The following is a 25128-nucleotide window of genomic DNA, read 5'->3' as shown; positions in this document are numbered from 1 at the left end:
TTTTTCTTCATTACAGACCCGAGAGATGCTTCCTACGGTGTGTTCACCAGGTTGACGCAGACCGCGCAACCGCCGCACCGAGGAAGCAAAATGTCTGAACTGATCCCAAGGCCGTCCAGTGCATCAACCGATCGAGCCCCTGCAAGCTTCAACAAGCGGGAGCGAAACAATCTCGATCGACGCGTCAACGCTGAGATTACGAACGGGCTCACGGCGTCTGCACGGCTGCAGGCAGCGGGCTGGGTTACCGCAGTGGCTATCCAATCCACTGCCATGCTCTCCCGCGAGGCGGTGATCGCGGCCAATGGCGATGAACGCACCGCCGAGCGGCTAGAACACATCGTGGACGGATTCGCGATGTACGCCCGTTCCGAAGTCAACAGGTTCATGCAGTGACCGCCAACCACACCGGTGCCGATCGCACGGGGGCCGGATTCGTCCGTCCTCCGCTCGACGAGCCCGGCGCGATCGAGTTTCTGCCCAACTACGCGATGCAGGTCGTCACCGACGCGGTCGAACAGATCATCGCAGCGGCCGACGACATGTTTCTTGAGCACCCATCCGGTGCACATGCAGGGCACGAGCTTGGCAGTCGTCTGGCGCACCTCACGCTGGAGTGGCTGCGGGAGTACCCGTCATGAGCGCCCTTGCAGCGGTCGTCATGTTAATCCTGCTGTGGGCGGCAATGGCAGCACTTTTTGCAGCGCTGTACGGGCTGTGGGTCGTGCTCGTGCTCGATCCACTGTGGATATGGCAGGAACGTCGTCGCAGAGAAGCGGACGCCATCAAAAGGCATCAGCGAGCACTTGCTGACATCGATGAACAGGCGAACCTTGTCGTCCATCGACTCGCCGAACGCTACGACGCTGCACGAAATGAGATTCGCCGGCAAGGACGGCAACAGTGATCTTCACGTCGGTCGGGGTACTCGCCCAATCGCTCGACAGTGCTGCGTCCGATCTCGATGATCTGGTGCTGTGGCTCATCGTCGGCCTGGCGTTCCTGTGGGTCATCGCCATGGCGGCAGAGGTGACGTTGAACAAGGTCAAGCCCGTCCTCATGTTCATCGTCGTCGCCGCTCTCGTGGGATTCCTGGTCATCAAGGCGTTCACAGCCCTGTAGATACATCTCCCTACCAGTCGATGTTGTGGAATGGTCCATCACTCTTGACGGGTCATGCGTTGCCCCGCATAGTGATTCACGAGACGTGCGAGTCGCATCGTGACCCGTGTCGACTGAGCCACTGAGAGATTCGCCGCCAAGCCAGGTCGCGCTCCACTCGCAGCGAGCACGATCGTTTCCCACGACGGCACCGTTCCGGCCAGTCCAGCATCGTCAGCACCGCATCCAGCCCGAATACCGCTTCAATGCAGGTAGGGCACCAACCAGCGCTCCACGTAAAGCTCCTCCACGCGTCTTCGTCATCAGGAGGTGTCTTTCGTGTACCCGAAATCAGGCGGGTTCGGGCTGGATGCGTTCTCCATCAACTAATCCGAAAGGAGATGCCAATGAGTACAGACCCGTTCAACGAACACGAAGCTGTCCGTATTTCCGCCGTTCGCCGCGATGAGAGCAGCGCCGCGCTTCGCAAGATCGCTCGGGCGTGCATCGCCATCGCCCGGCAACAGATCAAGGACGAGCAGGCGCACCGGCCATCCGACGCTTCACCGACACCAAGACCAGACAGCGAAGAGGACGACCATGCGTGAGCTGCAGTGGTGGGAACTGTTTCCGCCTAGCGGGATGACCATCGAGACCGTCGCGAGCTTCGTCCGCCCCCTGGCATCGCGACCACGCATCGGGGTGCTGAGGAGGACACCGATCGTCGTGCTCGAACAGTGGCAGCTCGGCGGCACGACTCGGTTCCTCATGGGCCTCGACATACCGCTGGGAGCAGGCTTCGCACGCCAGCAGGCCGATACCGTTCCTGGCCTGGTCATTCGGCAGCTCGACGGCACCGACCGACCCATCATCCGGATCGCGGCCGATATCTCGCTCCGCAGTGCCGCCGCCTCGCTGCGCACCGACACCGCGGTCGACGTCAGCCGGGCAGTGGGAGCCGCGCTCTCCCACACAGCGAAGACGCATGCGTCCGTGCTGCAGTGGATCATCGGACCGGCTCAGCAGCGGGTAGTGAAGCCTGGTGAGTTCAGGATCGCCGAACAGCTCGGCTTGACGCAGCGGCGCATCTCATCGGCGCTCGATTCGTCGCAGTGGCGAAGAAAAGCAAGCGAACCACTGTTCGCGGTGAGGGGCCGCATCGGCACGACGGCCGAAGCCGTTGCGCTGGGTGGACTACGCCGCGCCATCCAGCTCGCCGACAGCGCCGAAGGACACCTGCACGTCGGCAAGGGCACCAAGTACAACGCTCAAGCGCTCAACACCATGCAGTCGAACACGTGGGGCGGCATCCTGAGCGCCACCGAGCTTGCCGGGATGCTGGCGCTCCCCCTCGACGGAACTGATCGCGCGCTGCCGATCGGCGATCCAACGCCGCCGATCTCCCCCACCGATGGCCGGCTGCTGGGCAGCAGTCTTCACCCGGCTTCGCTGGATGCCCCCGTCATGTTCCCGACGGCTGCGATACCGACAGGACTGCTCGTCATCGGTCCTACCGGTAGCGGGAAGTCGAACTTGCTCGCGGCAATGGCGCTCGCGGACGTTGCAGCCGGGCGCGGGCTCGTCGTCATCGAGCCCAAGGGAGATCTCTGTGACGCCATCATGGAACGACTCGACCCAGCTCAGCGGCGTCGCGTGATCGCCATCGACGCCGGTGAGACAGATCATCCCGTCGGTAGCAACGTACTGGCCGGTGATCCCGGCAATGCCGAGCGGCGCGCCGATGACATCGTCGGGTTGTTTCGCTCGATGCACGGGGCCGCCCTCGGACCACGCAGCACCGACGTCTTGCTCCATGCGGTCCTGATGGCAGCCCGAATGCCCGGTGGCACCCTGATCGACGTCCCAACACTCCTGACCAACGCCTCGTTTCGCCGTCGCGTGGCAGCCCAGGTGTGTGATCCGATCGTGGTCGGGCCGTGGTTGGCGTGGTTCGACAACCTCAGCGAAGCCGAGCGCAGTCAGGTTGTTGCGCCAATCCTCAACAAGCTCCGCGGCTTCACCTCACGAAGCAGTATTCGCCGGCTGCTGGGGCAGTCGGATCCTGGGTGGAGTTGGGACGATGCCCTCAACTCGGGTGGCATCGTGTTGGTCTCGCTCAACCGTGGCGTCGTCGGTGCTGAGGCTGCATCCGTTGCCGGTTCGCTGCTACTGGGGCAGTTGTGGAGCGCGCTGCAGAGGCGGAGCCGTCTCGGCGAACGAGATCGGCGGCTTGCCTCGATCATCGTCGATGAGTGGCAGCTATTCATCGGAGGCCTCGACTTCGCTGACGCGCTGGCCACGGTTCGCGGGGCCGGGGTGGCAGGCCTGTCGCTCGCGAACCAGAATCTGGCGCAACTGACCCCGGAGCTCCGCGCGGCGGTCGCCGCCAATGCCCGCAGCAAGATCTCGTTCACGCCGAGCATCGACGACGCCAAGACGCTCTCGGCGTGGATCGGCAGCCCGAATGTCGCACCCCAGGATCTGCTGCGGATCGGCCAATATGAAGCGGTTGCAGCCATTCATACCCATGCCGGTGCAGCTCACTTTCGGACGCATCGGCTGCCCACTCGTCGTATCGCCGCACCGACCGTTCGTGTCCAGAGTCGGCAGCAGTTCGGCCGATCGGGCGAAGCGGTCGATGCGGAACTGCTCGCCAAATGGCAATCACCGGAACCTGACGCCGGTATCGGGCGGATGAAGCGGGGTCAGCAATGATGTCCGCGCACCCCGCCCAGTGGCCTACCGCTCGCACTACCGGTCGCCTCACGTCAATGACCATGCGGGCCTGCGTTTTTCCGTCGAAAGTGGCGGCGAATCTCCGCGCTCTTCACAGGGAGTGCTCATGAGCGCATCGTCGTCGATGCGGCGGAGCCGGTCGTCGGCACTGTCGGATCGTGATCTGGCGGTACTGCGGACACTGCAAGGATTTCGATTGGCGACAGGCGGCCACCTTCGCCGCCTGCACTTCACCGAGGGATCACCGATCACACGAGATCGTCGGTGTCGATCGGTGCTGAAGCGACTCACCGACGCCGGCCTGATCGGTCGCCTGGATCGACGCGTCGGCGGACTGCACGGCGGCTCGCAGGGATTCGTCTACAGCCTGAAGGGCAGAGGATCCGGTGCGCTGGCACGTCTCGACGGCACAGTGCCGCACCGTCCACGGGGCGAACCCGGTGAGCGGTTCGTCGCCCACGTCCTGGCGATCACCGAGACCTACGTTCGGCTGCGCGAAGCCACGGGGCCGGGCCGTCGCCATGAGCTGGTGGAATTCGACCCTGAACCGGCGTGCTGGCGGCGCTACCCGGCACCACACGGCGGTGTCGCCGTCCTCCGACCGGATGCGTACGTCCGGGTCGCCGATGTCGACTACGAGGACCTGTTCTTCATCGAGATCGACAGAGCCACCGAAAGCCTGGCGACAATTCGAGCGAAGTGCCAGGCCTACACGGCGTACTGGCGGTCAGGAACGGAGCAAGCCCTCTCGGGCATCTTTCCCAAGGTGGTCTGGATCGTTCCCAGCGAGCACCGCGCCGACGGGATCCATCGAACCATCGCCCGACTGAACCAGCCGGACCAGCAGCTCTTCACTGTCACCACCGACGCCGACGCACCCACCACGTTGCTGCCACTCAGCGACGTGCCACCAACAACACACCTGAGAGGAGGTACGACCCCATGAATCCGAACACGATCACCGTCGGCGACGTCCGAGAGGTACTCGACCTGTACGCCGATGCCAGTGTCGATTGCATCGTGACATCGCCGCCCTATGTGGGTCTGCGCGACTACGGCCATCCCGACCAACTCGGAGCCGAGCAGTCGGTCGACGACTGGGTCAAGAATCTCCGTCTGGTTGCGCAGGGGCTGCAGCGCGTCCTGACCCCGAGCGGCTCCCTGTGGCTCAACGTCGGCGACAGCTACTCGGCACATCCACGGGAAGGAGCCGCGCGAAAGTCGTTGCTCCTCGGACCCCAGCGACTCGCGCTGGCCCTGGCCGACGAAAACTGGCTAGTGAGGAACGTCCTGGTCTGGGCCAAGCCGAATCCCATGCCGTCCTCCGTGACGGATCGCCTCAGTACGACGTACGAGACCGTCCTGCTCTTGGTCCGCTCCCCCACGTACTACTTCGACTTGGATGCGATCCGCATTGCGCCCGTCGACAAACGCATGCGAGCACACCGCAAGACGACGGTTGGCTATCCGCCGGTCTCTGCCGTCCCGGTCGGCGGCGGGGTCGATCGCAACCTCGGGCTCGACGTCATGAAGCGGAGGGGGCTGAGTGCGCACCCGCTCGGAAAGTCACCAGGAGACGTCTGGACGATTCCGACGGCCGGCTACAAGGGTGCCCACTTCGCGACGTACCCGCTGGCACTGCCCGAACGAGCCATCCTGGCGGGTTGTCCCGAAAGAGTCTGCACCACCTGCGGATCGGCATGGCGACGGGCGCAGGAGCGGGTGGGTAACCGCCTCCTACGCACGGGCGCACTCCAGGCGGGTTGCTCGTGTCCTGGTTCGCCGTGGCGTCCCGGCATCGTGCTCGATCCCTTCATGGGCTCCGGCACCACCGCGCTCGCTGCCCAGAAGCATCGACGGAACTGGCTCGGAATCGAACTGAATCCGGACTACGCAGAACAAGCACGATCACGGATCGCGCAGCACAACAACATAACTGAATAGAGGAGTCCAGACCATGGAACACAACGACACACCGAACACCAACCAACACGAACAACCGGAAGCCCGTGAGGTCGAGTCGACGCCTCGCACCGCACCACTGATCTACGTGGCGTCGCTGAGCGATTACAACAACGGCGAACTCCACGGTCGATGGATCGACGCTCGTCTCCCTGTCGACGAGATCCACGAGAAGATCATCGCCATGCTTGCCGCCTCGCAGGATCCGGGCGCGGAGGAATACGCCATCCACGACTACGAAGGCTTCTACCAGTTCAGGGTCGGCGAGTACGACCGGATCGAGACCGTGCATGCCATCGCCGAAGGAATCCAGGAGCACGGCGAACCTTACGCCGCGTTCGTCGACCTGGTCGGCACCGAAGACGCCAGTCTCGACACCTTCGAGGACTGCTACCGGGGTACCTACCCGACGCTGACGGCGTTCGTCGACCAGTTCGTGGACGACATGGGCTGGCAGCAGGAGATCGAGAAGTTCGGCCAGCGAACGGGACTCGGGCCGTACCTGTCGATCGACTACAGCGATCTGGAGATGGCGCTACGTACGGAATGGGACGTGATCGACGGTGAGGCTGGCGTCCACATCTTCACGAGATAGTCACTGCGCGTTGCTAATTCCACAACGGGTCTGCTATTGCCCCGTCGTGGTCGACCTGAGAAAATGATGAAAAGGAAACCCATCACAATGAAGGATCGATCACCAACCCGCACCCCACTGGCACTCCTGCTCGAAGAGCTCCGCACCGACGCGGGTCTGAGTCAATACGCACTGGCAGCCAAGTGCGGGTTCGATCGCTCCAACATCCGCCGCATCGAAGACGGATCAGTCGCCGACATCACCGAAGAGCGGATGCGGGTACTTGCCGACGCACTCGATGTCGACGTCGAGCGCTTCTACGAGGCGCATTGGCTGACCGTCCGTCGGCCGCTGCCGAGCCTGCCGACCTACTTCCGCAGCAAGTACCAGGATCTGACCCCCGCGCAGATCGCCGAAGTCGAAGCCATCGTCGACACCATGCGGACCGAGAACGCGGACGATCACACGCAGTAGGGCAGGCAGCCACATCCGAGTCACATGAAACGAAGGGAGGGGGAATGCACAAGAAACTATCAACACCATCACTGAGGCGGCTGCGAGACATGATGCCGCGTTACTCGATCAACTATCACCAAGCGCTCCGAGTCGCCGAACGCCAAGCCAGTCGCTTGGCCCGAACGTGGGAAGCAGAACACCGGGCGATCCGCGAAGCGGACATCTCCAGCCTGACGCGGATGACGATTCTGCGTCGACCGTGCCCAGGCACGTCGATCACTGACTGCCCATCTGGAGTCTCACGCTACGAGCAGGGGAGGTGGATCGTCTGGCTCAACCCCAGCGAAACCACCTCACGACAACGCTTCACGCTTGCGCACGAACTCAAGCACATCATCGACAACGGTGCCGCGCACACGACCGTATACAAGCAGTTGACCCCGCCCGAGATCGAAGCGGTCTGTGACCACTTCGCCACTAACCTCCTGATGAGCCGACACGCCGTTTACCACCTGTGGGGCGACGGGCTGCGAACACCCGAATCGCTCGCGATGGCCTTCCACATCTCCGTCAACGCCATGCGCCGCCGGATGACCGCGCTCGGGCTCCCGACCGATCTCGACGAACCGTCCGTCCTGGACTACACCGACGCCTTCCCAGCCACGCCCGCACCCGATACCCTGCCGGGTCACTTCTTCACCGAGCCGCCCAATACCACGTTCCCAGGAGTAGCCGCATGAGCCGACATGGCACGCCCAACTCGCCGTTCGGAACTGCAGACGACGCCGACGTGTCACCACCAGAAACTGTCCGGCGGAATCGAAGCGCCAGCCGCTACGCCGGTGCTCGGAAGTCGATTCTCGAAGAGCTCCGCGCCGGCCATGCTCCGACGCAACACGCGCAGATCATTGCGCCTGCGGTCCGCGTCGAGCGTCAAGCACGCGGCCGTGCCGTCATCTATGTTCGCGTCAGTACCGAGGAGCAAGCCCGTGTCGGTGGAGGCGCAGAAGGTTACTCGATCCCGTTTCAACGCGACGCCTGCCGTCGGAAGGCCGAAGAACTGAACCTCACGGTCGTCGCCGAATACGCGGAACTCGGTCGATCCGCGACAACCGTCAACCGACCCGAGTTCCAACGGATGTTCGCTGAACTCGACGGTCTCGGTGTCACGCACGTCATCGTGCACAAGCTCGACAGGCTCAGCCGGAGCTCGAAGGCCGACTACTACGTCGATTCCGGCCTGGAGGCGACCAGGGCGGCGCTGGTATCCGTCAGCGAGTACATCGATGACACCCCGCAGGGAAAGCTCAACCTCCAGATCCAGCGCGGCATGGCCAGCTACTACTCGAACAACCTCGCGACCGAAGTGATCAAGGGACTGAAATCGAAGCTCGACGCGGGCGGTACCCCCGGCCGCGCGCCGATCGGGTACCTCAACAAGCGCCGCCTCGAAGGCAGCGCCGACATTCGCTGGGTCGAACTCGACCCCGAACGAGCCGACCATGTGAGCTGGGCATTCACCGAGTACGCGAAAGGTGAACTCAGTCTCGCAAATCTGGCCGATGCGCTCGAAGACCGAGGATTGCGCACCCGTGCGACGCCGAAAGTGCCGAGCCGCGCGATATCGATCAGCTCGCTCCATCGCCTGTTGATCAACCCTTACTACGTCGGCATCGTGGCCTACAAAGGCGTCTACCACCAGGGAACTCATGAAGCACTTGTCGATATGGACACCTGGCTGCAAGTTCAGGACGTCATGCACGCGCACAACACCGCAGGCGAGAAGGACCGGACACACAACTCCTATCTGCGCGGGACGATCTGGTGCAGCCACTGCGGCACCCGGATGGTGTACTCCAAGAATCGCGGCAAGAGCGGGAACATGTACGAGTACTTCTTCTGCATGGGCCGAAAAGACAAGAAGAATCCGTGCCCGCGCGGATTCGTCAAATTGCCCGCGATCGAAGCGGGCATCGAAGAGTTCTACAAGCTCATGCAGATCAAGGGCACGACTGCCGAGAAGATCCGCGCAATCGTCCTCGACGAACTCGATATGGCCACGCGTGAAGCTGCCGGAGCAGTGGCCGCAGCGACAAGGACCAAAGCCCAGCTCGAACGAGAACGGGCAAAGCTGCTCGAAGCGCACTATGCCGGGGCAGTGCCACTCGACATGCTCAAGAGTGAGATGGATCGGCTGACGAGAGGGTTGAACGCTGCTGAGCGGGATCTTGCCGAAGGCAGCCAGTCACGAGCCGAGGTGAAGATCCTGCTCGACCGAGCGGTCGAGGCGATCAAGACCTGCCACCGGGTGTACGCCGAGACGAAGCCTCCCATCCGCCGGATGCTCAACCAGGGGTTCTTCAGCAAGCTCTACATCAACGAAGATGGCAGCGTCAGCGACGGTGAGATCCAGGAGCCCTTCGCGCATCTCGTGGCACACCTGTCCACCGTCTTCTTCGACAGGCGAAAGAACCGAGTGCCACGCGTCATCCGGAATCAGGTGCTCGAACTCGAACAGACGGGAACAGACAGCCTCTCGAACCGAGCGGCATCGGCACTGCTCAGAGCCGTCGAGGCAAGCGAGAGTGCGACGCTGCTGAGCTTCGACCGGGGCAAACAAAACCGGCCCACCCTTGCGGGTGGACCGGGTTTGAACAACGAACATTTGGCGGAAGCGGAGGGATTTGAACCCCCGGACGCTTTCACACGTCTCTCGCTTTCAAGGCGAGTGCATTGGGCCGCTCTGCCACGCTTCCGCGATCGATACTAGTGGTCTCCCGTGAGCAGTCGTCGATCGACCTTCTCGAACACCTCGGCCATCATCGCGAGTTCGTCGGCCGTGAGCAGATCGATCAGGCATCGCCGTACCGCGGCGACGTGCGACGGTGCCGCTGCGGCCAGGCGGGCACGTCCGTCGTCCGTGATGACGGCCAGGACACCACGCCCGTCCTCGTCGCAGGTGTCTCGAACCACCAAGCCCTGCTCCTGCATTCGGCGGATCTGGTGCGTGAGCCGACTCCTCGACGAGAGCACGCCGTCGGCGAGCAGGCTCATCCGCAACGAACCGTCCGGAGCCTCGTTCAATCGCACCAGGATGCGGTACTCGGCCAGCGTCAGACCTTCTCGCGTGTGCAGGTCGCGGTTCAGGGTGTCCATGAGGCGGTAGTCCGCATCGATGAACGCGCGCCACGCGCGAGCCTCCGCCTCGTTCAACCAGGCCACCGGCGGGGCCGCGGTGTGTGACTCAACGGGACGCGCACTGTGAACGACCATGACGGAAGGCTAGACCGCCGTGTCCCCCGCGCGTGCCGACCTGCGCATCTTCAGGACCGGTACAGAATCGACTGGTCCACCTCGGTGACCGACGACAGCCCGGCCAGTCCCATGGTGATGTCGAGGTCGCCCAACAGGCACCGCAGCGCATGGACGACACCCTCCCGGCCCGCGAGTCCCAGGCCGTACACCCACGGCCGCCCGTAGAACACCGCATCGGCGCCGAGGGCCAGCGCGACCACCACGTCGGCGCCGGAGCGGACACCGGAATCGAGCAGCACGGTCGCGTGATCCCCGACGGCCGCGGCGACGGGTTCGAGCGCGTCGAGCGCGGCGATCGAGTTGTCCACCTGTCGCCCACCATGATTCGAGACGACGACACCGTCGGCACCCGCGTCGACGACGGCGCGGGCATCGTCGGGGTGCAGGATCCCCTTGACCACGACGGGCAGATGCGTCCACTCACGCACCCGTGCGACGTCGGACGGACGCAACGTGTGGTTGCCGAACATGCCGACCCAGGTGAGCACCGCGATCTGCAACGCCTCGGCACTCTCCTCGGGAGGCGACGCCAGGCGTGAGCGAAAGACCGGGTCGGACAGGTAGTTCGCGATGCCCTCGGCGCGGAGGAAGGGCAGATGACCGAGCGTGAGATCGCGCGGACGCCAACCGATGCCGGGGGTGTCCGCCGTGACGACGATGACCTTCGCACCCGCCGCGGTGGCGCGACGCACCAGTGACTCCGCGACGCCGTCGTCCGACGGCCAGTACAGCTGGTACCACCAGTTCTCGCCGGACTCCGCCGCGACGTCCTCGAGTGGGGTGGACGATGCGGTGGACAGCACGGAGCCGATTCCGAGCTCGGCAGCGGCCGACCCCACGGCGGGTTCCGCCGCGGGGTGCACCATGCCGAGGACCCCGATGGGCGCGGTGAGCACCGGTGCGGCGAGGGTGGTCCCCAGCACGGTCACCGACAGGTCGCGAGCATCCGGTGCGCTGGCCCCGCGCCACATCCGGGGAACGATCCTGCGGGAGGCGAACGCGTCGACGTTCCCGCGCGCCGTGCGTTCCGTGGACGCACTCCCGGCGATGTACGCGAAGGCGGCCGCGGACAGCGTCTCGCGCGCCCGCTCCTCGAGACCGTCGGCCGTCATCGGCAGGTCGGGGGTCGTACCGCCGAGCCCGGTCAGGTAGATCTCGTTCTGGAAGTTGCCGAAAGTGCTCACATGCAAACGCTAGCGAACGCGCACGCCCGGCAACACGATTTCACGCTGGCGACCGTCAGATGTCCGGCAGGATGACGCCATGCCGGATCCCTATGTCGCCTCCCCCGACCGCTACGACACCGACCGCCCGACAGCGATGCCATACCGCCGCACCGGCGAGAGTGGACTGAAGCTGCCCGCCATCTCGCTGGGACTGTGGCACAACTTCGGTGACGACGTGCCGCTCGCCACGCAGCGGGCCGTGCTCCGCCGCGCGTTCGACCTCGGCATCACCCACTTCGATCTCGCGAACAACTACGGGCCGCCGTACGGCAGCGCGGAGATCAATTTCGGCCGCATCCTGCGAGAGGACTTCGGGCCGTACCGCGACGAACTGGTCATCTCGACGAAGGCCGGGTGGGACATGTGGCCGGGCCCGTACGGCTTCGGCGGGTCGCGCAAGTACCTGCTGAGCTCACTGGATCGCTCACTCGAGCGGATGGGGCTCGACAGCGTCGACATCTTCTACAGCCACCGCCCAGACAAGGACACGCCCGTCGAGGAGACCGCGGGCGCGCTGGTCAGTGCCGTCGAGCAGGGCAAGGCGCGCTACGTGGGCATCAGTTCGTACTCGGCGGCGCGTACCCGCCAGATGGCGGCACTGCTGTCCGACGCCGGCGTGCCGCTGCTGATCCACCAGCCGAGTTACTCGATGCTCAACCGCTGGATCGAGTCCGATCTGCTGCCGGCCGTCGACGAGCTGGGAGTCGGCGTGATCGCGTTCTCCCCTCTCGCGCAGGGCATGCTGACCGACAAGTACCTCGGCGGCATCCCCGACGAATCGCGCGCGGCACAGGGGAAGTCGTTCGATCCCGAGTGGCTGACCGAGGACATGCGCGGGCATCTGAACGCATTGAACGACATCGCCGCGGCGCGGGGTCAGTCGCTCGCCCAGATGTCGTTGGCCTGGGCGTTGCGGGACCCGAGGGTCACGACGGTGCTGATCGGCGCCTCCTCCGTCGAGCAGCTCGACGACAACGTGGGTGCACTCGCGCGACTCCGCTTCGACGACGACGAACTGAGCCGCATCGACGAACACGCCACCGAGGCCGGGATCAACCTGTGGGAGGAACCCTCCCGCATCTGAGGGCGGCATACGATCGAGACGTGTATGCCATCACGCTGACCGAGTACGGCGACCCCGAGGTCATGGTCTGGACCGAGGTACCCGATCCGGTGCCCGGCCCGGGCGAGGTCCTGATCTCGGTGTCCGCGTCCGCCGTCAACCGCGCCGATCTGCAGCAACGGCAGGGTAACTACCCGCCGCCCGCCGGCGCCTCGGACGTGCTCGGTCTCGAGTGCTCCGGTGTGATCGCCGACGTCGGTGCGGACGTCACCTCGTGGAAGGTCGGCGACCGAGTCTGCGCGCTGCTCGCGGGCGGTGGCTACGCCGAGCAGGTCGTGGTACCGGCCGGGCAGGTGCTGCCCGTTCCCGACGGGCTCGACCTGCACGTCGCCGCATCGCTGCCCGAGGTCGCGTGCACGGTGTGGTCCAACGTCGTCATGTACGCCGGGTTGTCCGCCGGGGACACGCTGTTGGTCCACGGCGGTGGCAGCGGTATCGGCACGCACGCCATCCAGGTGGCCAAGGCCCTCGGCGCGCGCGTCGCGGTGACCGCCGGCTCGGCGGAGAAGCTCGAGATCTGCCGCTCGTTCGGCGCGGACATCCTCATCGACTACAAGACCACGGACTTCGTCGAGGAGATCCGCACCGCGACGGACGGCCACGGCGCCGACGTCGTGCTCGACAACATGGGCGCGAAGTACCTGGCCCGCAACATCTCCGCGCTCGCGATGGACGGGCGCCTCGTCACGATCGGCATGCAGGGCGGCCGAGTCGCCGAGTTCGACTTCGGCGCTCTGATGGCCAAGCGCGGCACTGTGCACTGCGCCGGGTTGCGGGCGCGTCCCCTCACCGGCCCGGGCGGCAAGGCCGACATCGTGCGCCAGGTGCGCGAGCACGTGTGGCCGATGATCGCCGACGGTGCCGTCGTGCCCGTCGTGCACGCGGAGGTGCCGGTGACGGACGCATCGCAGGCCCACCGCATGCTGGACGATCACGCCACGGTGGGCAAGGTGATCCTGCGCGTCCGCTGACGGGAGCGGATCAGGTCAGCGTCTCGAGAACCGTGACGAGCTGGTCGATCTCGTGCCGCGTCGTGTACGGGGCCAGACCCACCGTGATCGCGCCACCGGCATCGGCGACACCCAGCGACTCGAGCAGGCGGCTTCCGCCGTGCAGGCCACCGACCACGTCGATCCTGTTGTCCGCCAGCCGCGCCGCCACCTTGTCGGAGTCGACGCCGTCCACGCTGATGCTCAGGCACGGGATGCGGCTGGACGCCTGACCGATGGCCATGACGTGCGGCAGTGCCGCCACGCGTTCCTGCAGGTACTCGAAGAGCCGATCCTGGTAGTCCTGCAGCGAGCCGATGGACATCTCGAGGCGCTGTCGACGCGTCCCGCTCGCGTTCTCGTCGAGGGCGGCGAGACAGTCGACGGACGCGGTCATGCCCGCGAGCAGTGAGTAGTGCAGACCGGCGACCTCGAGCCGTGCCGGGCCCTTCGCATCGGTGTCGAGAGCCTGTGACGGCAACCGGTCGAGCAGCTCGGGATCCCGGAACACCAGCGCCCCGACGCGAGGCCCACCCCAGGCCGCGGCGTTGACGGCGACGACGTCCGCCCGGAGTTCCTCGATGTCGAGCACCGCGTAGGGAGCTGCACCCACGGCGTCGACGACCAGCAGCCCGCCGGCGTCGTGCACGAGGTCGGCGGCGACACGGACATCGGGGGCCGACCCCACCACCGTCGACGCCGCGGTCAGCGCGACGAGCCGAGTGTTCGCCGCGATGAGTTCACCGAACTGCCAACTGGGGAGCTCACACGTCTCGATGTCCACCTCGGCCCACTGCACCTGGGCGCCGTACCGATTGGCGATGCGCAGCCACGGCGACACGTTCGCCTCGTCGTCCAGCCGGGACAGGACGATGCCCGTACCGAGGCCGAGACGCGTGCTGAGGGCTTCCGCGAGCGCGGTCAGGAGGATGCCGTGGTCCGGACCGAGGACCACGCCCTCGGGGGATCCACCGACCAGATCTGCGACGGCCTGCCGGGCGTCGTCGGCGACCTTCGCGCTGCGCTGCGCGTAGGGGTGCCGGCCGATGTGCGTCGATGCGGTCCCGCGGAAGGTGGTGGACACTGCCGTGGCCACCCGGTCGGGGATCTGCATGCCCAGCTGCGGATCGAGATGGATCCAGCCGTCGCCGAGCGAGGGAAACAGCCCTCGTACGCGGGCGACGTCGTAGGTCATGCCGCACACTCTAGGCGCCGACGGCGACAGGGCGGGCACGCACGGGCACGCCCCGGACCCCACCCTGGTGAGCGACCCGGGTCAAGATGGATACATGACGTCTTCACACGAGCAGAACTCGGACGGCGGCCGCGCGGACGACAGCGCCGACCACGTCGTCGTCATCGGTCCGGACGGGCAGCCGATCGCGCTGAGTCCCCGCGAGGCGGCGGCGGCCGCAGCCCGCGCGAACGTCACCGGGGCCGGCGACTCGTCGGACGGCGACGACCAGGAATCGCTGGCGGACATGGTCGAGCAACCCGCCAAGGTCATGCGTATCGGCACCATGATCAAGCAACTCCTCGAGGAGGTCCGCGCGGCACCGCTGGACGACGCCAGCCGCACCCGCCTCAAGGAGATCCACACCTCCTCCATCCGTGAGCTCGAGCAGGGTCTCGCTCCGGAGCTGCGCGACGAGCTGCAGCGCCTGGCCCTTCCCTTCGGCGAGGACGCGGTGCCGTCCGACGCCGAACTCCGCATCGCCCAGGCTCAGCTGGTGGGCTGGCTCGAGGGACTGTTCCACGGCATCCAGACGGCGCTCTTCGCTCAGCAGATGGCGGCGCGCGCCCAGCTCGAGCAGATGCGCCAGGGTGCACTGCCGCCCGGTGTGTCCATCGGCGGCGGCGGTCAGGGCCAGCACGGGCAGGGCACCGGCCAGTACCTCTGACGGTTCTCGTCTGTAGGGTCGTCGGTCGTGGCAGCACCAGCGATCGACTCGAACACCGGGGACTCGAACTCCGGGGATGCACCCGCGTCCGATTCGCAGACGTTCCGCCGCGCCGTCCGCGATCTCCGGCAGGGATACGCGCAGCGTGAGCTGTGGCTGAGCCTCGGATGGCAGGACATCAAGCAGCGGTACCGGCGCTCCGTCATCGGACCGTTCTGGATCACCATCGCCACGGGTGTGCAGGCCGTCGCCATGGGCCTGCTGTACTCGGTCCTCCTCGACATCGACCTGAAGTCGTTCCTGCCCCACGTCACGGTCGGGCTCATCATCTGGAACCTCATCAGCGCGTCGATCCTCGAGGGTGCCGACGTCTTCGTGGCCAACGAGGGCCTGATCAAACAACTGCCGTCGGCACTGAGCGTGCACATCTACCGGCTCGTGTGGCGCCAGGTGCTGCTCCTCGGCCACAACATGTTGATCTACCTCATCATGCTCGCGGTGTTCCGTCCGGAGCTGCACTGGACCATCGTCATGGCGATCCCGGCGTTGGCCCTGATCGTGGTGAACATGGTGTGGGCATCACTGCTGTTCGGCATCATCGCCACCCGCTACCGCGACCTGTCCCCGATCCTCGGCAGCATCGTCCAGTTGCTCTTCTTCATGACGCCGATCGTGTGGACCACGGCCAACCTCGAGAAGATGGGCGGCGCCGCGGCGGACCGCGCGCGGCTGGTGGAGATCAATCCGTTGTTCCACTACCTCGACATCCTGCGTGCACCCCTCATCGGTGAGGACCAGCAGGCGTACCACTGGTACATCGTGCTGGCGTTCACCGCCGTCGGCCTCGCCGTCACCATGGTGGCGATGCGTACGTTCCGGGCCCGCGTGCCCTACTGGGTCTGATCGGACGAGACACACATGACAGTCAGCATCGAGACGCACGGCGCGTGCGTCGACTTCCCCATCTTCGACGCCAAGACCCGGTCGCTGAAGAAAGCGTTCCTCGGCAAGGCCGGCGGCACCATCGGACGCAACAGCAGTGACGTCGTCGTCGTGGAGGCGCTGCGCGACATCACACTCTCGCTGAAGGAGGGCGACCGCGTCGGACTGGTCGGCCACAACGGTGCGGGCAAGTCGACGCTCCTGCGCCTGCTGGCCGGCATCTACGAACCCACCCGCGGCAGCGCCGTCGTCCGGGGCCGCGTCGCTCCGGTCTTCGACCTGGGCGTCGGCATGGACCCGGAGATCTCCGGCTACGAGAACATCATCATTCGTGGCCTGTTCCTCGGCCAGACGCGCAAGCAGATGATGTCGAAGATCGACGAGATCGCCGACTTCACCGAGCTCGGCGAGTACCTCGACATGCCGCTCCGCACCTACTCGACGGGCATGCGCGTGCGCATCGCCATGGGCGTCGTCACGAGCATCGACCCCGAGATCCTGCTGCTCGACGAGGGCATCGGCGCGGTCGACGCCGAGTTCATGAAGAAGGCGCGTACTCGTCTGCAGAAGCTCGTGCAGCGCTCTGGCATCCTCGTCTTCGCCTCGCACTCCAACGAGTTCCTCGCCCAGCTCTGCGATTCCGCGATGTGGATCGATCACGGCCATGTGCGGCAGCAGGGCGGCATCGAGGAGGTCGTGCGGTCGTACGAGGGTGACGACGCGGCAGACCACGTCGCGCACGTCATCCGTGAGCTGGAGGCCGCGGATCGTGGCCAGACCGATCACGACCCGCATGCCTGAGTTCATCGTCGGCGTGGTGGTCACCCACCGGCGCCGCGAGCTGCTGGCCCAGTCCCTCGCCGTCCTGACGTCGCAGACACGTCCGCTCGACCATCTGATCGTGGTGGACAACGCGGACGAGACCGCGGTCCGCGAGCTCGTCGAGAGCGCAGATGTGCCGACCACCTACCTCGGGAGCAAGCACAACCTCGGCGGGGCCGGCGGCTTCGCGCTGGGGATGCTGCACGCGCTGTCCCTCGGTGCCGAGCGGGTGTGGCTCGCCGACGACGACGGCAGGCCGGAGGGGCCGGACGTCCTTGCCACGCTCCTCGACTGCGCGGTGCGCCACGGCCTCGACGAGGTCTCCCCCGTCGTGTGCGACATCGACGATCCCGATCACCTCGCGTTCCCGCTGCGACGCGGCACCGCGTGGCGACGGTGGCGGTCCGAGCTCGGTGACGAGGAACTGCTGCCGTCGTACGCGTCGTTGTTCAACGGTGCGCTGTTCTCGGCCGCTGCGATCGACGCCGTCGGTGTCCCCGACCTCCGGCTCTTCGTCCGCGGCGACGAGGTCGAGATCCACCGTCGCCTCACGCGCTCGGGGCTGGCGTTCGGCACGTGCCTGCAGACCGCGTACCTGCATCCGAACGGTGCCGACGAGTTCAAGCCGATTCTCGGCGGCCGGATGCACACGCAGTATCCGGACGACGCCACCAAGCGCTACTTCACCTACCGCAACCGCGGATACCTGATGGCCCAACCGGGCATGCGCAAGCTTCTCCCGCAGGAATGGGTTCGCTTCGGGTGGTATTTCGTGGTCACACGACGAGACCTCCGCGGCCTGCGCGAGTGGTTGCGTCTGCGCAAGCTCGGCCGGGATGAGTACTTCCGCAAACCCTGAACTACGGTATGTCCCCATGACGAGTGGACGGTGCGGGTGATGCGGTGGAGCCGACGCGTCAGAGCCTCGGCGCGGGGCAAGGTCGTGCAGGCAGTCCAGGACGCCGTGGCACCCGAGGCCGACCGCCGTCACAGTGAGCTGATCGACCTGATCACGGGTCAGGCGAAGACGATCGCCGACCTGCAGGAATCCATCACCACGCTGGAGTTCCGGATGCGCCGCGACATCCCGTTCGCCTCGGACCTCGAGGCCACGGCGTCGAGTGCCGACTTCGTGGAGGACAACCTCCCGCGGACGCCGTCGTTCACCCGTCCCGACCTCACGTTGCGGCACGCCCTGGGTGCGGTGTCCATCGACGGCATGGCACTCGAGTTCGGCGTCGCCACCGGGACCACGCTGGCGATCATCGTCGACGAGTGGCGCCGCGCCGCCAACGTCGGAGTCATCGCCGGCTTCGACACCTTCGAGGGCCTGCCCGAGGACTGGCGCACCGGCTTCGAGGCCGGGACCTTCGCTCAGGACGCGCTACCGGACGTTCCGGGAGCGCATCTGGTGAAGGGCATGTTCCAGCAGACCCTCGGGCCGTTCCTGTCGAAGAACCGCGGCCCGGTCGCGTTCCTGCACCTCGACGCCGACCTGTACTCGTCGACCGACTTCGTCCTGCGCCGTCTCGAGTCACGATTGGTGCCGGGCACCGTCATCGTGTTCGACGAGTTCTTCAACTTTCCCGGCTGGGCCCTGCACGAGTACAAGGCGTGGACCGAGTTCGTCCACCGCACCGGGGCGACGTTCGAGTACCTCGCCTACACGTCCAACAACGAGCAGGTGGCGGTCCGGCTCACCTGACCGATTCGGTGACGGCAGTGTCGATTCCGTAGAGACGCGCCCAGTTCTCGCGTGCGATGAGATCGGCACCGGCCGCGCGGTACTGCTCCTGCAGAGCAGGAGCCTCCCGCCGCAGACGCCGCATCACCTTGACGGCACGCACCATCAGCGCGACTCCACGTGCCTTGTCCCGCTTGCGGATTCGAACGCCGCCCTGCGATGCGTCGGTGACCACGACGTGGTCGAACCTCGCGATGTGCCACCAGTGCGCGTCCTCGCGCGTGACGCCGACGAGACCGCCGATCGTGCGTCCGAGGAACTGGTCGACACCGCGCTTGGCCAACACCGCTCGCATCGCGCTCGGCTCCCCGCCCGCTCGCGAGACCCGCACGTCCGCGGAGGGCACCGGCGCGGTGGCCGCCGGGTGCATGATCGTCTCCGGGTACTCCTTGCGGTCGGCTCGGATACGAGCCATCGCCGCCATGCCGCCGTCGGACAGATGGTCCGGCCCCGACAGCCAGTCCTCGATACCCTTCAAGGTGGTATGGGCGAGGCCGTACTGCATTCCGACGACGTACTCGGCGATGTGGCGCAGGAACATTCGCGACAACACCGTCGTGTTCAGGTCGCTGTGCAGAGACCCGACGATCAGCGAGTTACGCGTGCTGAAGTACCGCGCCCAGTCGTCGAAGTCCTTCCAGTAGAAGTCGGCGTGCCACACCGCCGCGTTGGGCAGCGTGACGGTCGGGAAGCCCGCACGGCCGGCGCGCACGCCGTACTCCACGTCGTCCCACTGGAAGAACATGGGAAGCGGGAGACCGATCTCCTCGACGACTTCGGACGGGATCAGGCACGTCCACCAGGCGTTGTAGCCGGCGTCGACCCGGCGCTCCTGGTTCTTCTTGATCATGCTCTTGTTGGACAACGCCTTTCCGACGGTGCGGCCGTGCTGCAGGTGCAGGAAGTCCACCTCCTCCGCGCCGACGTTGAGGTAGTCGGGATTGAGCAGGAACAGCATCTGCGCGCCGACCAGCGTCGGCTGGGCCGTGACGTTGGCGAAGGCGCTCAGACGCAGCACCGTCTCCGGCTCACACAGGATGTCGTCGTCCATGAGGATGACGTCGACACCGCTCCGAGACGCGGTCACCTCGTACAGTCCGCGCGTGAAACCGCCTGCACCACCGAGATTGGGCTGCCGGAGGTACACCAGGGTGTCGCCCATCCGCGCCTGCGCATCGGCGAACTCCGGCTGGTCCTGCACGAGGTCGGTGCCCTGATCCACGACGTGCACGGTGTCGATCAGCGACAACACCACGTCGTCGGACGCCAGTGCGGCCACCGTGTGCGCACAGTCGATGGCGCGGTTGAACGTGCAGATGGCAATGGCCACCGGACGTCTCGGCACCGTGGTGGCGTGGGTCCACTCGAGGCCGTCGACGACGGCGGACTCGCCGAACGTCTCGAACTCCAGCCAGAGGGCACCGCCGTCGACGAACTTGTCGAGCGGAGCCTCGAATGTCAGCACGGCGTCGCTCCGCGTCTCCTGCACCGACACTATGCGGCGGTGACCGGCGATGTCCGAGGCCAGCAGTCGCACTCGGACACGGCCGCTCGTCGCGATGCGCAGAGACGCCGTGACCGCGCCGACCGTGGTCCACCGCTGCCAGTAGGACGCCGCGAAGCGCCCGAAGTACGTGTTGGTGTGAGCGAAGGAGTTCTTCGCGAGCGTCATGTCGTGGCGCCTGCGATCCCCGCTGCCCTTCTCGATCTGCACGTACAGGTCGGGATTCACTCTGGTGGAGGGGCCGAGGAAGACGCCTCGCTGGAGGACCAACCTGTCGTGGCCGCTGTGCGGAATCGTCGCGGGCGCGGTCGACTGCATCGGTTGTCCAACTCCTGACAGTAGAGACAGGCGTGCTCGTCGCACCCCGTAACAAATGAGACCGGTCTGTGACCTACGATAACAACCGGGAGGGTTCCGTCGCGTCCATGACACTTGCGGGGAACGACGTGTCGGTCAGGAAGCGAGGACGGTGTGACGCACACGCCTGTCGTGACCTCGGTCGAGACGTCCCGTCGAGAGCGCTGGTCCTGGGGTCTCGGCTCCGGTGTGGTGGTGGTGCTGGGGTTCGTCGCGATCCTCGTGAGCGATCATCGCTTCTTCTACCTCGACGACACCGAGTCCGGCGCGGTGGGCAACTGGCTCGCTCTGGGCCGCCTGCTGCGTGAAGGGCAGTTCCTCCCCCTCGTCACCACCCAGTGGATGGCCGGCAACTACCCGGTCGAGGGCCAGGGTGGGCTCTGGAATCCCGTACAGATGATCGTCAACCTGATCTCACCGTCGGTGGACGACCTGGCACTGCTCGCTGCCGTCGTCAAGATCTTCTTCGCCGTGGTGCTGGCGATCGGCGTCTACCGCGTGGCTCTGGAGTACGGATCCAGGCCCTCCTGGGCGGCGGTCGCTGCGACAGCCACGCCGTTCGCGGGATTCACCCTCTTCTTCGAGCAGCCGTCCTGGGTGACGTCGCTGATCGGCATGGCCTGGGTGATCAATGCCTGGGCGAGTGCCGTGCGTTATGCCCGCGGCACCTCCGGTCCGCTACCCGTCTTCGCGTTTCTCTACCTCGCCATCAGCGTGGGATACGTTCACGCGGCCCTCATGGCCGGAGTCGCCGCGGGAGCGGTGATGATCGGCGAGTACCTGCGTGCGCGCGCCCTGATGCCGGTGCTCCGACTCGGCGCCGTGTCGATCGCCGCCGCCCTGTGCGGCGCCGTCACCTTCCTCCCCGGCGTGCTCACCTCGGGCGTCACGTGGCGGTCGGGCGCCGAGGGCACCCTCAACGACAACTTCCTCGTGGTCCCCTGGTCGGAGACCTTCAGCGCGAGTCTGCCGTCGGCGGTGACCAGCATGCAGTCGTGGAGCGGCGAGACGACCACGGCGCCGGTCACCTACGTCGCCTGGTTCCTCGTCCCCGCGATGGCGTTCGTCGACTGGCGCCGTGTGCCGACGGTCGTGCGCGAACTGTCCGGTCCCCTCATCGTTCTCGGCGCCCTTCTGCTCTACACGGCGGGGCCTTCCGACATCGGACCGATTCGCTGGCCCGGACGGCTGTTGCCCTTCGTCGCCGTCGCTCTACTCATCATCGCCGCGGTTCTCCTGAGCCGCTTCGGAACGCTGCGCGGTCTGCGCGGCCGACTGACGGCGGCCGGGGTCATCACCGGCGTACTGCTTGTTCGGGCACTGTCGTCCGGACCGCAACTGGCCGGACGTCACCTGCTGTCGGTCGTCTTCGTCGTGGTTCTCGGCGGTGTCGTCGTCGCCGTGTTCCGCGCGCGCAGAACGACCGCCGCCACCGCACTGCTCATGGTCTCGGTCATCCCCGTCGCGCTGTACCAGGTACACAACTACCGACCCGTTCTGAGCGAGTGGGATTTCCCCTCTTCCCAGCAGCAGGCCCGTGCCGAGTTCCCGGACTGGACCGGGACCACGCTGCAATTGGGCGACCGAGCTCTGTCCGACAGATCACCCGAAGAGGCGACCGATCGCTGGCGGGCGCAGGTCTACGGCAACTACGCCAAGGTGCTCGATCTCGACTACGTCAGCGCCTACACGCCCGTCGGCCATGAAGCGTTCGCCGAACTTCTGTGTGTCGCCTACGAGGGCACGACCTGTACCGATGCCTATCGCAACGTGTTCCGCCCCGACGTCTACACCGGGCGGACCACTGCCGATCTGATGCTGCTCGACCGCGTCGTCGTCCAGAAGGCGCAATACCCGATGTGGCGGCAGATGCCGGTTCCGCGCGGGTGGCGCTGGGTCGATGTTCCGCGACCGCAGTCCGACCAGGTCGCCGTCCTCGAACGTGTCGACGGACCGGTGTCGACGCAGGAGGGCACCGTGTCCGCCACTGTGAACGCCGACGTCGAGCCGGTGCGCTCGAGCGACGTCGACGAGACCCTGCGCGTGAGCTCCGCCGCCGGCGGCAGCGTGATCTTCGCCAGGCTCGCCTGGCCCGGATACACGGCCACGCTGAACGGACAGCCGTTGCAGACCAAGGGGCTGGGCGACACCTTCCTCTACGTCGACCTGCCCCCGGGCACCACCGACGCCGATCTCGAGCTGACCTTCCGCCCGCCCGGCTTCCGGCTCGGACTGGCTGCCATGGGCGCTGGAATCGTCGTTCTGCTCGGCCTGGTCGTGCTCGACGTCCGACGACGGTTCTCTGCGCGACCGCAGTCGGCGGCTCGCTCGTCGGCAACCGGCCCCTCTGCGTTATAGGGTCGGCTCTCGTGACTGACGATCAGCTTCCGCACCGGATCTCGGTCATCGTGCCCGTCTACCAGGGCGAGAGGACCCTCGGCCCGTTGACCGACGAGCTCGAGACCCTCACCCGGCCCTTTCTGACCCCCGGTCGTCGCCTCGCGGTGGTCGAGGAGGTTCTGCTGGTGTTCGACCACGGCCCGGACGGATCCGCGGCCGTCATCCGAGACCTGGCGGACCGTCACTCCTTCGTCCGAGGAATCTGGCTGAGCCGGAACTTCGGGCAGCACCCTGCCACCCTTGCGGGGATGGCTTCGAGCGGCGGCGAGTGGATCGTCACGATGGACGAGGACGGGCAGCACGATCCCGCCGACATCGGCGGACTTCTCGATACCGCACTCGACGAGCAGGCCTCGGTCGTCTACGCCCGCGGCACCAACGCCGCCCCGCACGGACTGTGGCGCAACGCGACGAGCAAGGGCTCGAAGTGGCTCATCGCCAAGGCGTTGGCCGGTGAGAACACCGTGCAGTACAGCAGCTTCCGCATGGTCGTGGGCGAGGTCGGACGGTCGGTGGCCGCGTACGCCGGATCCGAGGCGTACCTCGACGTCGCACTCGGGTGGATCGCCGGCAGTGTGACCACCAGCCCGGTGACGCTGCGCGAGGAACAGGGACGGCGTTCCGGCTACAACCTGCGGACCCTGCTGTCCCACTTCTGGCGCATGGTTCTCTCCAGCGGCACCAAGGGGTTGCGACTGGTCAGCGTGCTGGGGGTGGTGTTCGCCGTTCTCGGTCTGGTCCTGGTCGCCTATCTCCTCGTCGTGTACACGTTCTTCGACCCGGACACCGAGGTCCGCGGCTGGGCATCCACCATGGTCGTCCTGCTGTTCGGGTTCGGGGCCACCCTGTTCTCTCTCGGCGTCGTCGCGGAGTACGTCGGCGTCAACGTGAAGACCGCGATGGGAAAGCCTCCCTATCTGATCGTGGGCGATCCGGCTGCCGGGCCTCTGGGCCGTGCCGGCCGGGTGCCTCCGAAAGTCGGCGCCGAGAACCGGGACGCCGAGAACCCCGACCTCTCGTGACGACGTTGTCCTGGGTCGTCGGGAGTGGTGGACTTCTCGGCTCGGCCGTCTCCGCCGAACTCGTCCGCCGTGGGCACCGGGTGGTGACCGAGACGATCCCGTGGCTCGACGAGGACGCGGCTCGCACCGTGATCACCTCTCGCGCGCGAGCGGTGGCCACCTCCGACGCACGTCGGGTCAATGTCGTGTGGTGTGCGGGCGCAGGCGTCAACGGCACGCCGCGCGAGGCCTTCGACCGGGAGAACGACCTGTTCGCACACGCGCTGGCACAGCTCGAGTCGTATGCGGTCCCGAGGCCGGAGCCTGTCACCGTCTTCCACGCGTCGTCCGCCGGTGGGGTCTACGCGGGCACGCCCGACGCACCGCACGACGAGTCGAGTGCGGTCGCGCCGCTGGGCGAGTACGGCCACGCGAAGCTACGCGCCGAGCAGAGAGCGGTGGACTTCGGTCGACGCACCGACGCGTCGGTGGTCGTCGGCCGTTTCGCCAACCTGTACGGACCAGGACAGAACTTGTCGAAGCCGCAGGGCCTCATCTCGCACCTGTGCCGCGGGTACCTGTTGGCATCACCCATCTCGATCTACGTGCCCATCGACACCCTGCGCGACTACCTCTACATCTCCGATGCGGCAGAGATGGTGGCGGACGCCCTGGACGTCGCCGCGCGGGAGCGCACGGACCCCGTCACCAAGATCTTCGCCTCGGGCAATGCCGTCACCATCGGGGCCATTCTCGGCGCGTGCAGGTCGGTCTTCCGTCGCCGACCGCTCGTCGTCCAGGCCGCCTCCCCGTTGTCCTCGCTCCAGGGCCGTGACCTGCGCCTCCGGTCCACCGTCTGGCCCGAGATCGATCGCAGGACTCACCGCACGCTCCCCGCCGGCATCGCCTCGACGCTGGAGTCCATCCGGTCCTCGCTTCTCGCCGGTCACCGCGGGTGACGAGCCCGGAGCGGCT

Annotated in this window: 26 protein-coding genes, 1 tRNA gene and 1 pseudogene; 22 read left to right on the top strand and 6 right to left on the bottom strand. The window is 66.3% G+C overall.

Annotated features, from left to right (window positions below):
- The first annotated feature begins 90 nt into the window (after positions 1–90).
- The 12 genes and pseudogenes from JOE30_RS04485 to JOE30_RS21765 form a co-directional block, all read left to right on the top strand.
- A complete protein-coding gene (locus tag JOE30_RS04485) occupies positions 91–396 on the top strand; it encodes a hypothetical protein (protein WP_204869554.1) in 306 nt (101 codons plus the stop codon).
- Positions 393–641 carry a hypothetical protein gene (locus JOE30_RS04480; protein ID WP_204869553.1) on the top strand — a complete coding sequence of 83 codons (249 nt, stop codon included), beginning with the start codon at positions 393–395 and terminating at the stop codon, positions 639–641. The genes JOE30_RS04485 and JOE30_RS04480 overlap by 4 nt, the downstream gene beginning before the upstream one ends.
- Positions 638–907 (top strand): hypothetical protein, encoded by a 270-nt coding sequence (locus JOE30_RS04475; protein WP_204869552.1) that lies wholly within the window; start codon positions 638–640, stop codon positions 905–907. Before JOE30_RS04480 ends, JOE30_RS04475 begins: the two co-directional genes overlap by 4 nt.
- Positions 904–1122 carry a hypothetical protein gene (locus tag JOE30_RS04470; RefSeq protein ID WP_204869551.1) on the top strand — a complete coding sequence of 73 codons (219 nt, stop codon included), beginning with the start codon at positions 904–906 and terminating at the stop codon, positions 1120–1122. Before JOE30_RS04475 ends, JOE30_RS04470 begins: the two co-directional genes overlap by 4 nt.
- Positions 1123–1508: 386 nt before the next feature.
- Positions 1509–1709, top strand: a complete 201-nt coding sequence (locus JOE30_RS04465; protein WP_204869550.1) for a hypothetical protein — start codon at positions 1509–1511, stop codon at positions 1707–1709.
- Positions 1702–3816: a type IV secretory system conjugative DNA transfer family protein gene (locus JOE30_RS04460; protein WP_204869549.1), complete on the top strand. Its 2115-nt coding sequence runs from the start codon at positions 1702–1704 to the stop codon at positions 3814–3816. Before JOE30_RS04465 ends, JOE30_RS04460 begins: the two co-directional genes overlap by 8 nt.
- A 127-nt stretch (positions 3817–3943) precedes the next feature.
- The gene (locus tag JOE30_RS04455; protein ID WP_204869548.1) at positions 3944–4783 is read left to right on the top strand and encodes a replication-relaxation family protein; all 840 of its coding nucleotides are present in this window, start codon (positions 3944–3946) and stop codon (positions 4781–4783) included.
- Positions 4780–5781, top strand: coding sequence for a site-specific DNA-methyltransferase (locus JOE30_RS04450; RefSeq protein ID WP_204869547.1), 1002 nt, complete (start codon positions 4780–4782; stop codon positions 5779–5781). The genes JOE30_RS04455 and JOE30_RS04450 overlap by 4 nt, the downstream gene beginning before the upstream one ends.
- A 13-nt stretch (positions 5782–5794) precedes the next feature.
- Positions 5795–6394, top strand: coding sequence for an antirestriction protein ArdA (locus JOE30_RS04445; protein ID WP_204869546.1), 600 nt, complete (start codon positions 5795–5797; stop codon positions 6392–6394).
- A gap of 87 nt (positions 6395–6481) precedes the next feature.
- Positions 6482–6847 carry a helix-turn-helix transcriptional regulator gene (locus JOE30_RS04440; RefSeq protein ID WP_204869545.1) on the top strand — a complete coding sequence of 122 codons (366 nt, stop codon included), beginning with the start codon at positions 6482–6484 and terminating at the stop codon, positions 6845–6847.
- Positions 6848–6891: 44 nt separating this feature from the next.
- Positions 6892–7569, top strand: a complete 678-nt coding sequence (locus JOE30_RS04435; protein ID WP_204869544.1) for an ImmA/IrrE family metallo-endopeptidase — start codon at positions 6892–6894, stop codon at positions 7567–7569.
- Positions 7566–8753 (top strand): annotated as a pseudogene (locus tag JOE30_RS21765) (recombinase family protein); the annotation flags it as partial. The gene JOE30_RS04435 and the pseudogene JOE30_RS21765, both read left to right, overlap by 4 nt.
- 321 nt (positions 8754–9074) lie before the next feature.
- Here JOE30_RS21765 and JOE30_RS04420 read toward each other — a convergent pair.
- From JOE30_RS04420 to JOE30_RS04405, 4 genes are all read right to left on the bottom strand, one after another.
- The gene (locus tag JOE30_RS04420) at positions 9075–9494 is read right to left on the bottom strand and encodes a hypothetical protein (RefSeq protein WP_204869543.1); all 420 of its coding nucleotides are present in this window, start codon (positions 9492–9494) and stop codon (positions 9075–9077) included.
- A 1-nt stretch (position 9495) separates the two neighbouring features.
- Positions 9496–9585, bottom strand: a tRNA-Ser gene (locus tag JOE30_RS04415).
- 10 nt (positions 9586–9595) lie between these two features.
- Positions 9596–10102 (bottom strand): MarR family winged helix-turn-helix transcriptional regulator, encoded by a 507-nt coding sequence (locus JOE30_RS04410; RefSeq protein WP_204869542.1) that lies wholly within the window; start codon positions 10100–10102, stop codon positions 9596–9598.
- 50 nt (positions 10103–10152) lie between these two features.
- Positions 10153–11328, bottom strand: coding sequence for an alpha-hydroxy-acid oxidizing protein (locus tag JOE30_RS04405; protein WP_307806060.1), 1176 nt, complete (start codon positions 11326–11328; stop codon positions 10153–10155).
- Between the two features lie 79 nt (positions 11329–11407).
- Between JOE30_RS04405 and mgrA the strand changes: the two genes are divergently transcribed.
- Together mgrA and JOE30_RS04395 are read left to right on the top strand one after the other, a co-directional pair.
- Positions 11408–12454 (top strand): L-glyceraldehyde 3-phosphate reductase, encoded by a 1047-nt coding sequence (mgrA, locus tag JOE30_RS04400; protein ID WP_204869541.1) that lies wholly within the window; start codon positions 11408–11410, stop codon positions 12452–12454.
- Between the two features lie 20 nt (positions 12455–12474).
- Positions 12475–13464 (top strand): NAD(P)H-quinone oxidoreductase, encoded by a 990-nt coding sequence (locus JOE30_RS04395; protein ID WP_204869540.1) that lies wholly within the window; start codon positions 12475–12477, stop codon positions 13462–13464.
- Between the two features lie 10 nt (positions 13465–13474).
- On the opposite strand, the gene JOE30_RS04390 is transcribed toward JOE30_RS04395, so the two are convergent.
- Positions 13475–14677, bottom strand: a complete 1203-nt coding sequence (locus JOE30_RS04390) for a cysteine desulfurase-like protein (RefSeq protein ID WP_204869539.1) — start codon at positions 14675–14677, stop codon at positions 13475–13477.
- 94 nt (positions 14678–14771) lie between these two features.
- Here JOE30_RS04390 and JOE30_RS04385 point away from each other — a divergent pair, with 94 nt between their 5' ends.
- The 5 genes from JOE30_RS04385 to JOE30_RS04365 are packed head-to-tail and all read left to right on the top strand — an operon-like array spanning position 14772 to position 18852.
- On the top strand, positions 14772–15383 hold the full coding sequence (locus JOE30_RS04385; protein ID WP_051613544.1) for a bacterial proteasome activator family protein: 612 nt from the start codon (positions 14772–14774) through the stop codon (positions 15381–15383).
- Between the two features lie 27 nt (positions 15384–15410).
- A complete protein-coding gene (locus JOE30_RS04380; RefSeq protein ID WP_204869538.1) occupies positions 15411–16286 on the top strand; it encodes an ABC transporter permease in 876 nt (291 codons plus the stop codon).
- 15 nt (positions 16287–16301) lie between these two features.
- Positions 16302–17126: an ABC transporter ATP-binding protein gene (locus JOE30_RS04375; RefSeq protein WP_204869537.1), complete on the top strand. Its 825-nt coding sequence runs from the start codon at positions 16302–16304 to the stop codon at positions 17124–17126.
- Positions 17119–18006 (top strand): glycosyltransferase, encoded by an 888-nt coding sequence (locus JOE30_RS04370; protein ID WP_204869536.1) that lies wholly within the window; start codon positions 17119–17121, stop codon positions 18004–18006. Before JOE30_RS04375 ends, JOE30_RS04370 begins: the two co-directional genes overlap by 8 nt.
- Positions 18007–18045: 39 nt before the next feature.
- Positions 18046–18852 (top strand): class I SAM-dependent methyltransferase, encoded by an 807-nt coding sequence (locus JOE30_RS04365; RefSeq protein WP_204869535.1) that lies wholly within the window; start codon positions 18046–18048, stop codon positions 18850–18852.
- On the opposite strand, the gene JOE30_RS04360 is transcribed toward JOE30_RS04365, so the two are convergent.
- Entirely contained in the window at positions 18845–20713 is a 1869-nt protein-coding gene (locus JOE30_RS04360; protein ID WP_204869534.1) for a glycosyltransferase, read from the bottom strand. The genes JOE30_RS04365 and JOE30_RS04360 overlap by 8 nt on opposite strands.
- A 153-nt stretch (positions 20714–20866) precedes the next feature.
- Here JOE30_RS04360 and JOE30_RS04355 point away from each other — a divergent pair, with 153 nt between their 5' ends.
- The 3 genes from JOE30_RS04355 to JOE30_RS04345 are packed head-to-tail and all read left to right on the top strand — an operon-like array spanning position 20867 to position 25112.
- Positions 20867–23110: a hypothetical protein gene (locus JOE30_RS04355; protein ID WP_204869533.1), complete on the top strand. Its 2244-nt coding sequence runs from the start codon at positions 20867–20869 to the stop codon at positions 23108–23110.
- A 38-nt stretch (positions 23111–23148) separates the two neighbouring features.
- Positions 23149–24174: a glycosyltransferase gene (locus tag JOE30_RS04350; protein WP_204870767.1), complete on the top strand. Its 1026-nt coding sequence runs from the start codon at positions 23149–23151 to the stop codon at positions 24172–24174.
- A complete protein-coding gene (locus JOE30_RS04345) occupies positions 24171–25112 on the top strand; it encodes an NAD(P)-dependent oxidoreductase (protein ID WP_204869532.1) in 942 nt (313 codons plus the stop codon). Before JOE30_RS04350 ends, JOE30_RS04345 begins: the two co-directional genes overlap by 4 nt.
- Positions 25113–25128: the final 16 nt, after the last annotated feature.

It is taken from the genome of Rhodococcus sp. PvP016 (assembly GCF_017832185.1).
Lineage (GTDB): Bacteria > Actinomycetota > Actinomycetes > Mycobacteriales > Mycobacteriaceae > Rhodococcoides.
Note: the sequence above shows the minus strand (reverse complement) of the source record. Positions and strands in the feature narration are given on the sequence as shown.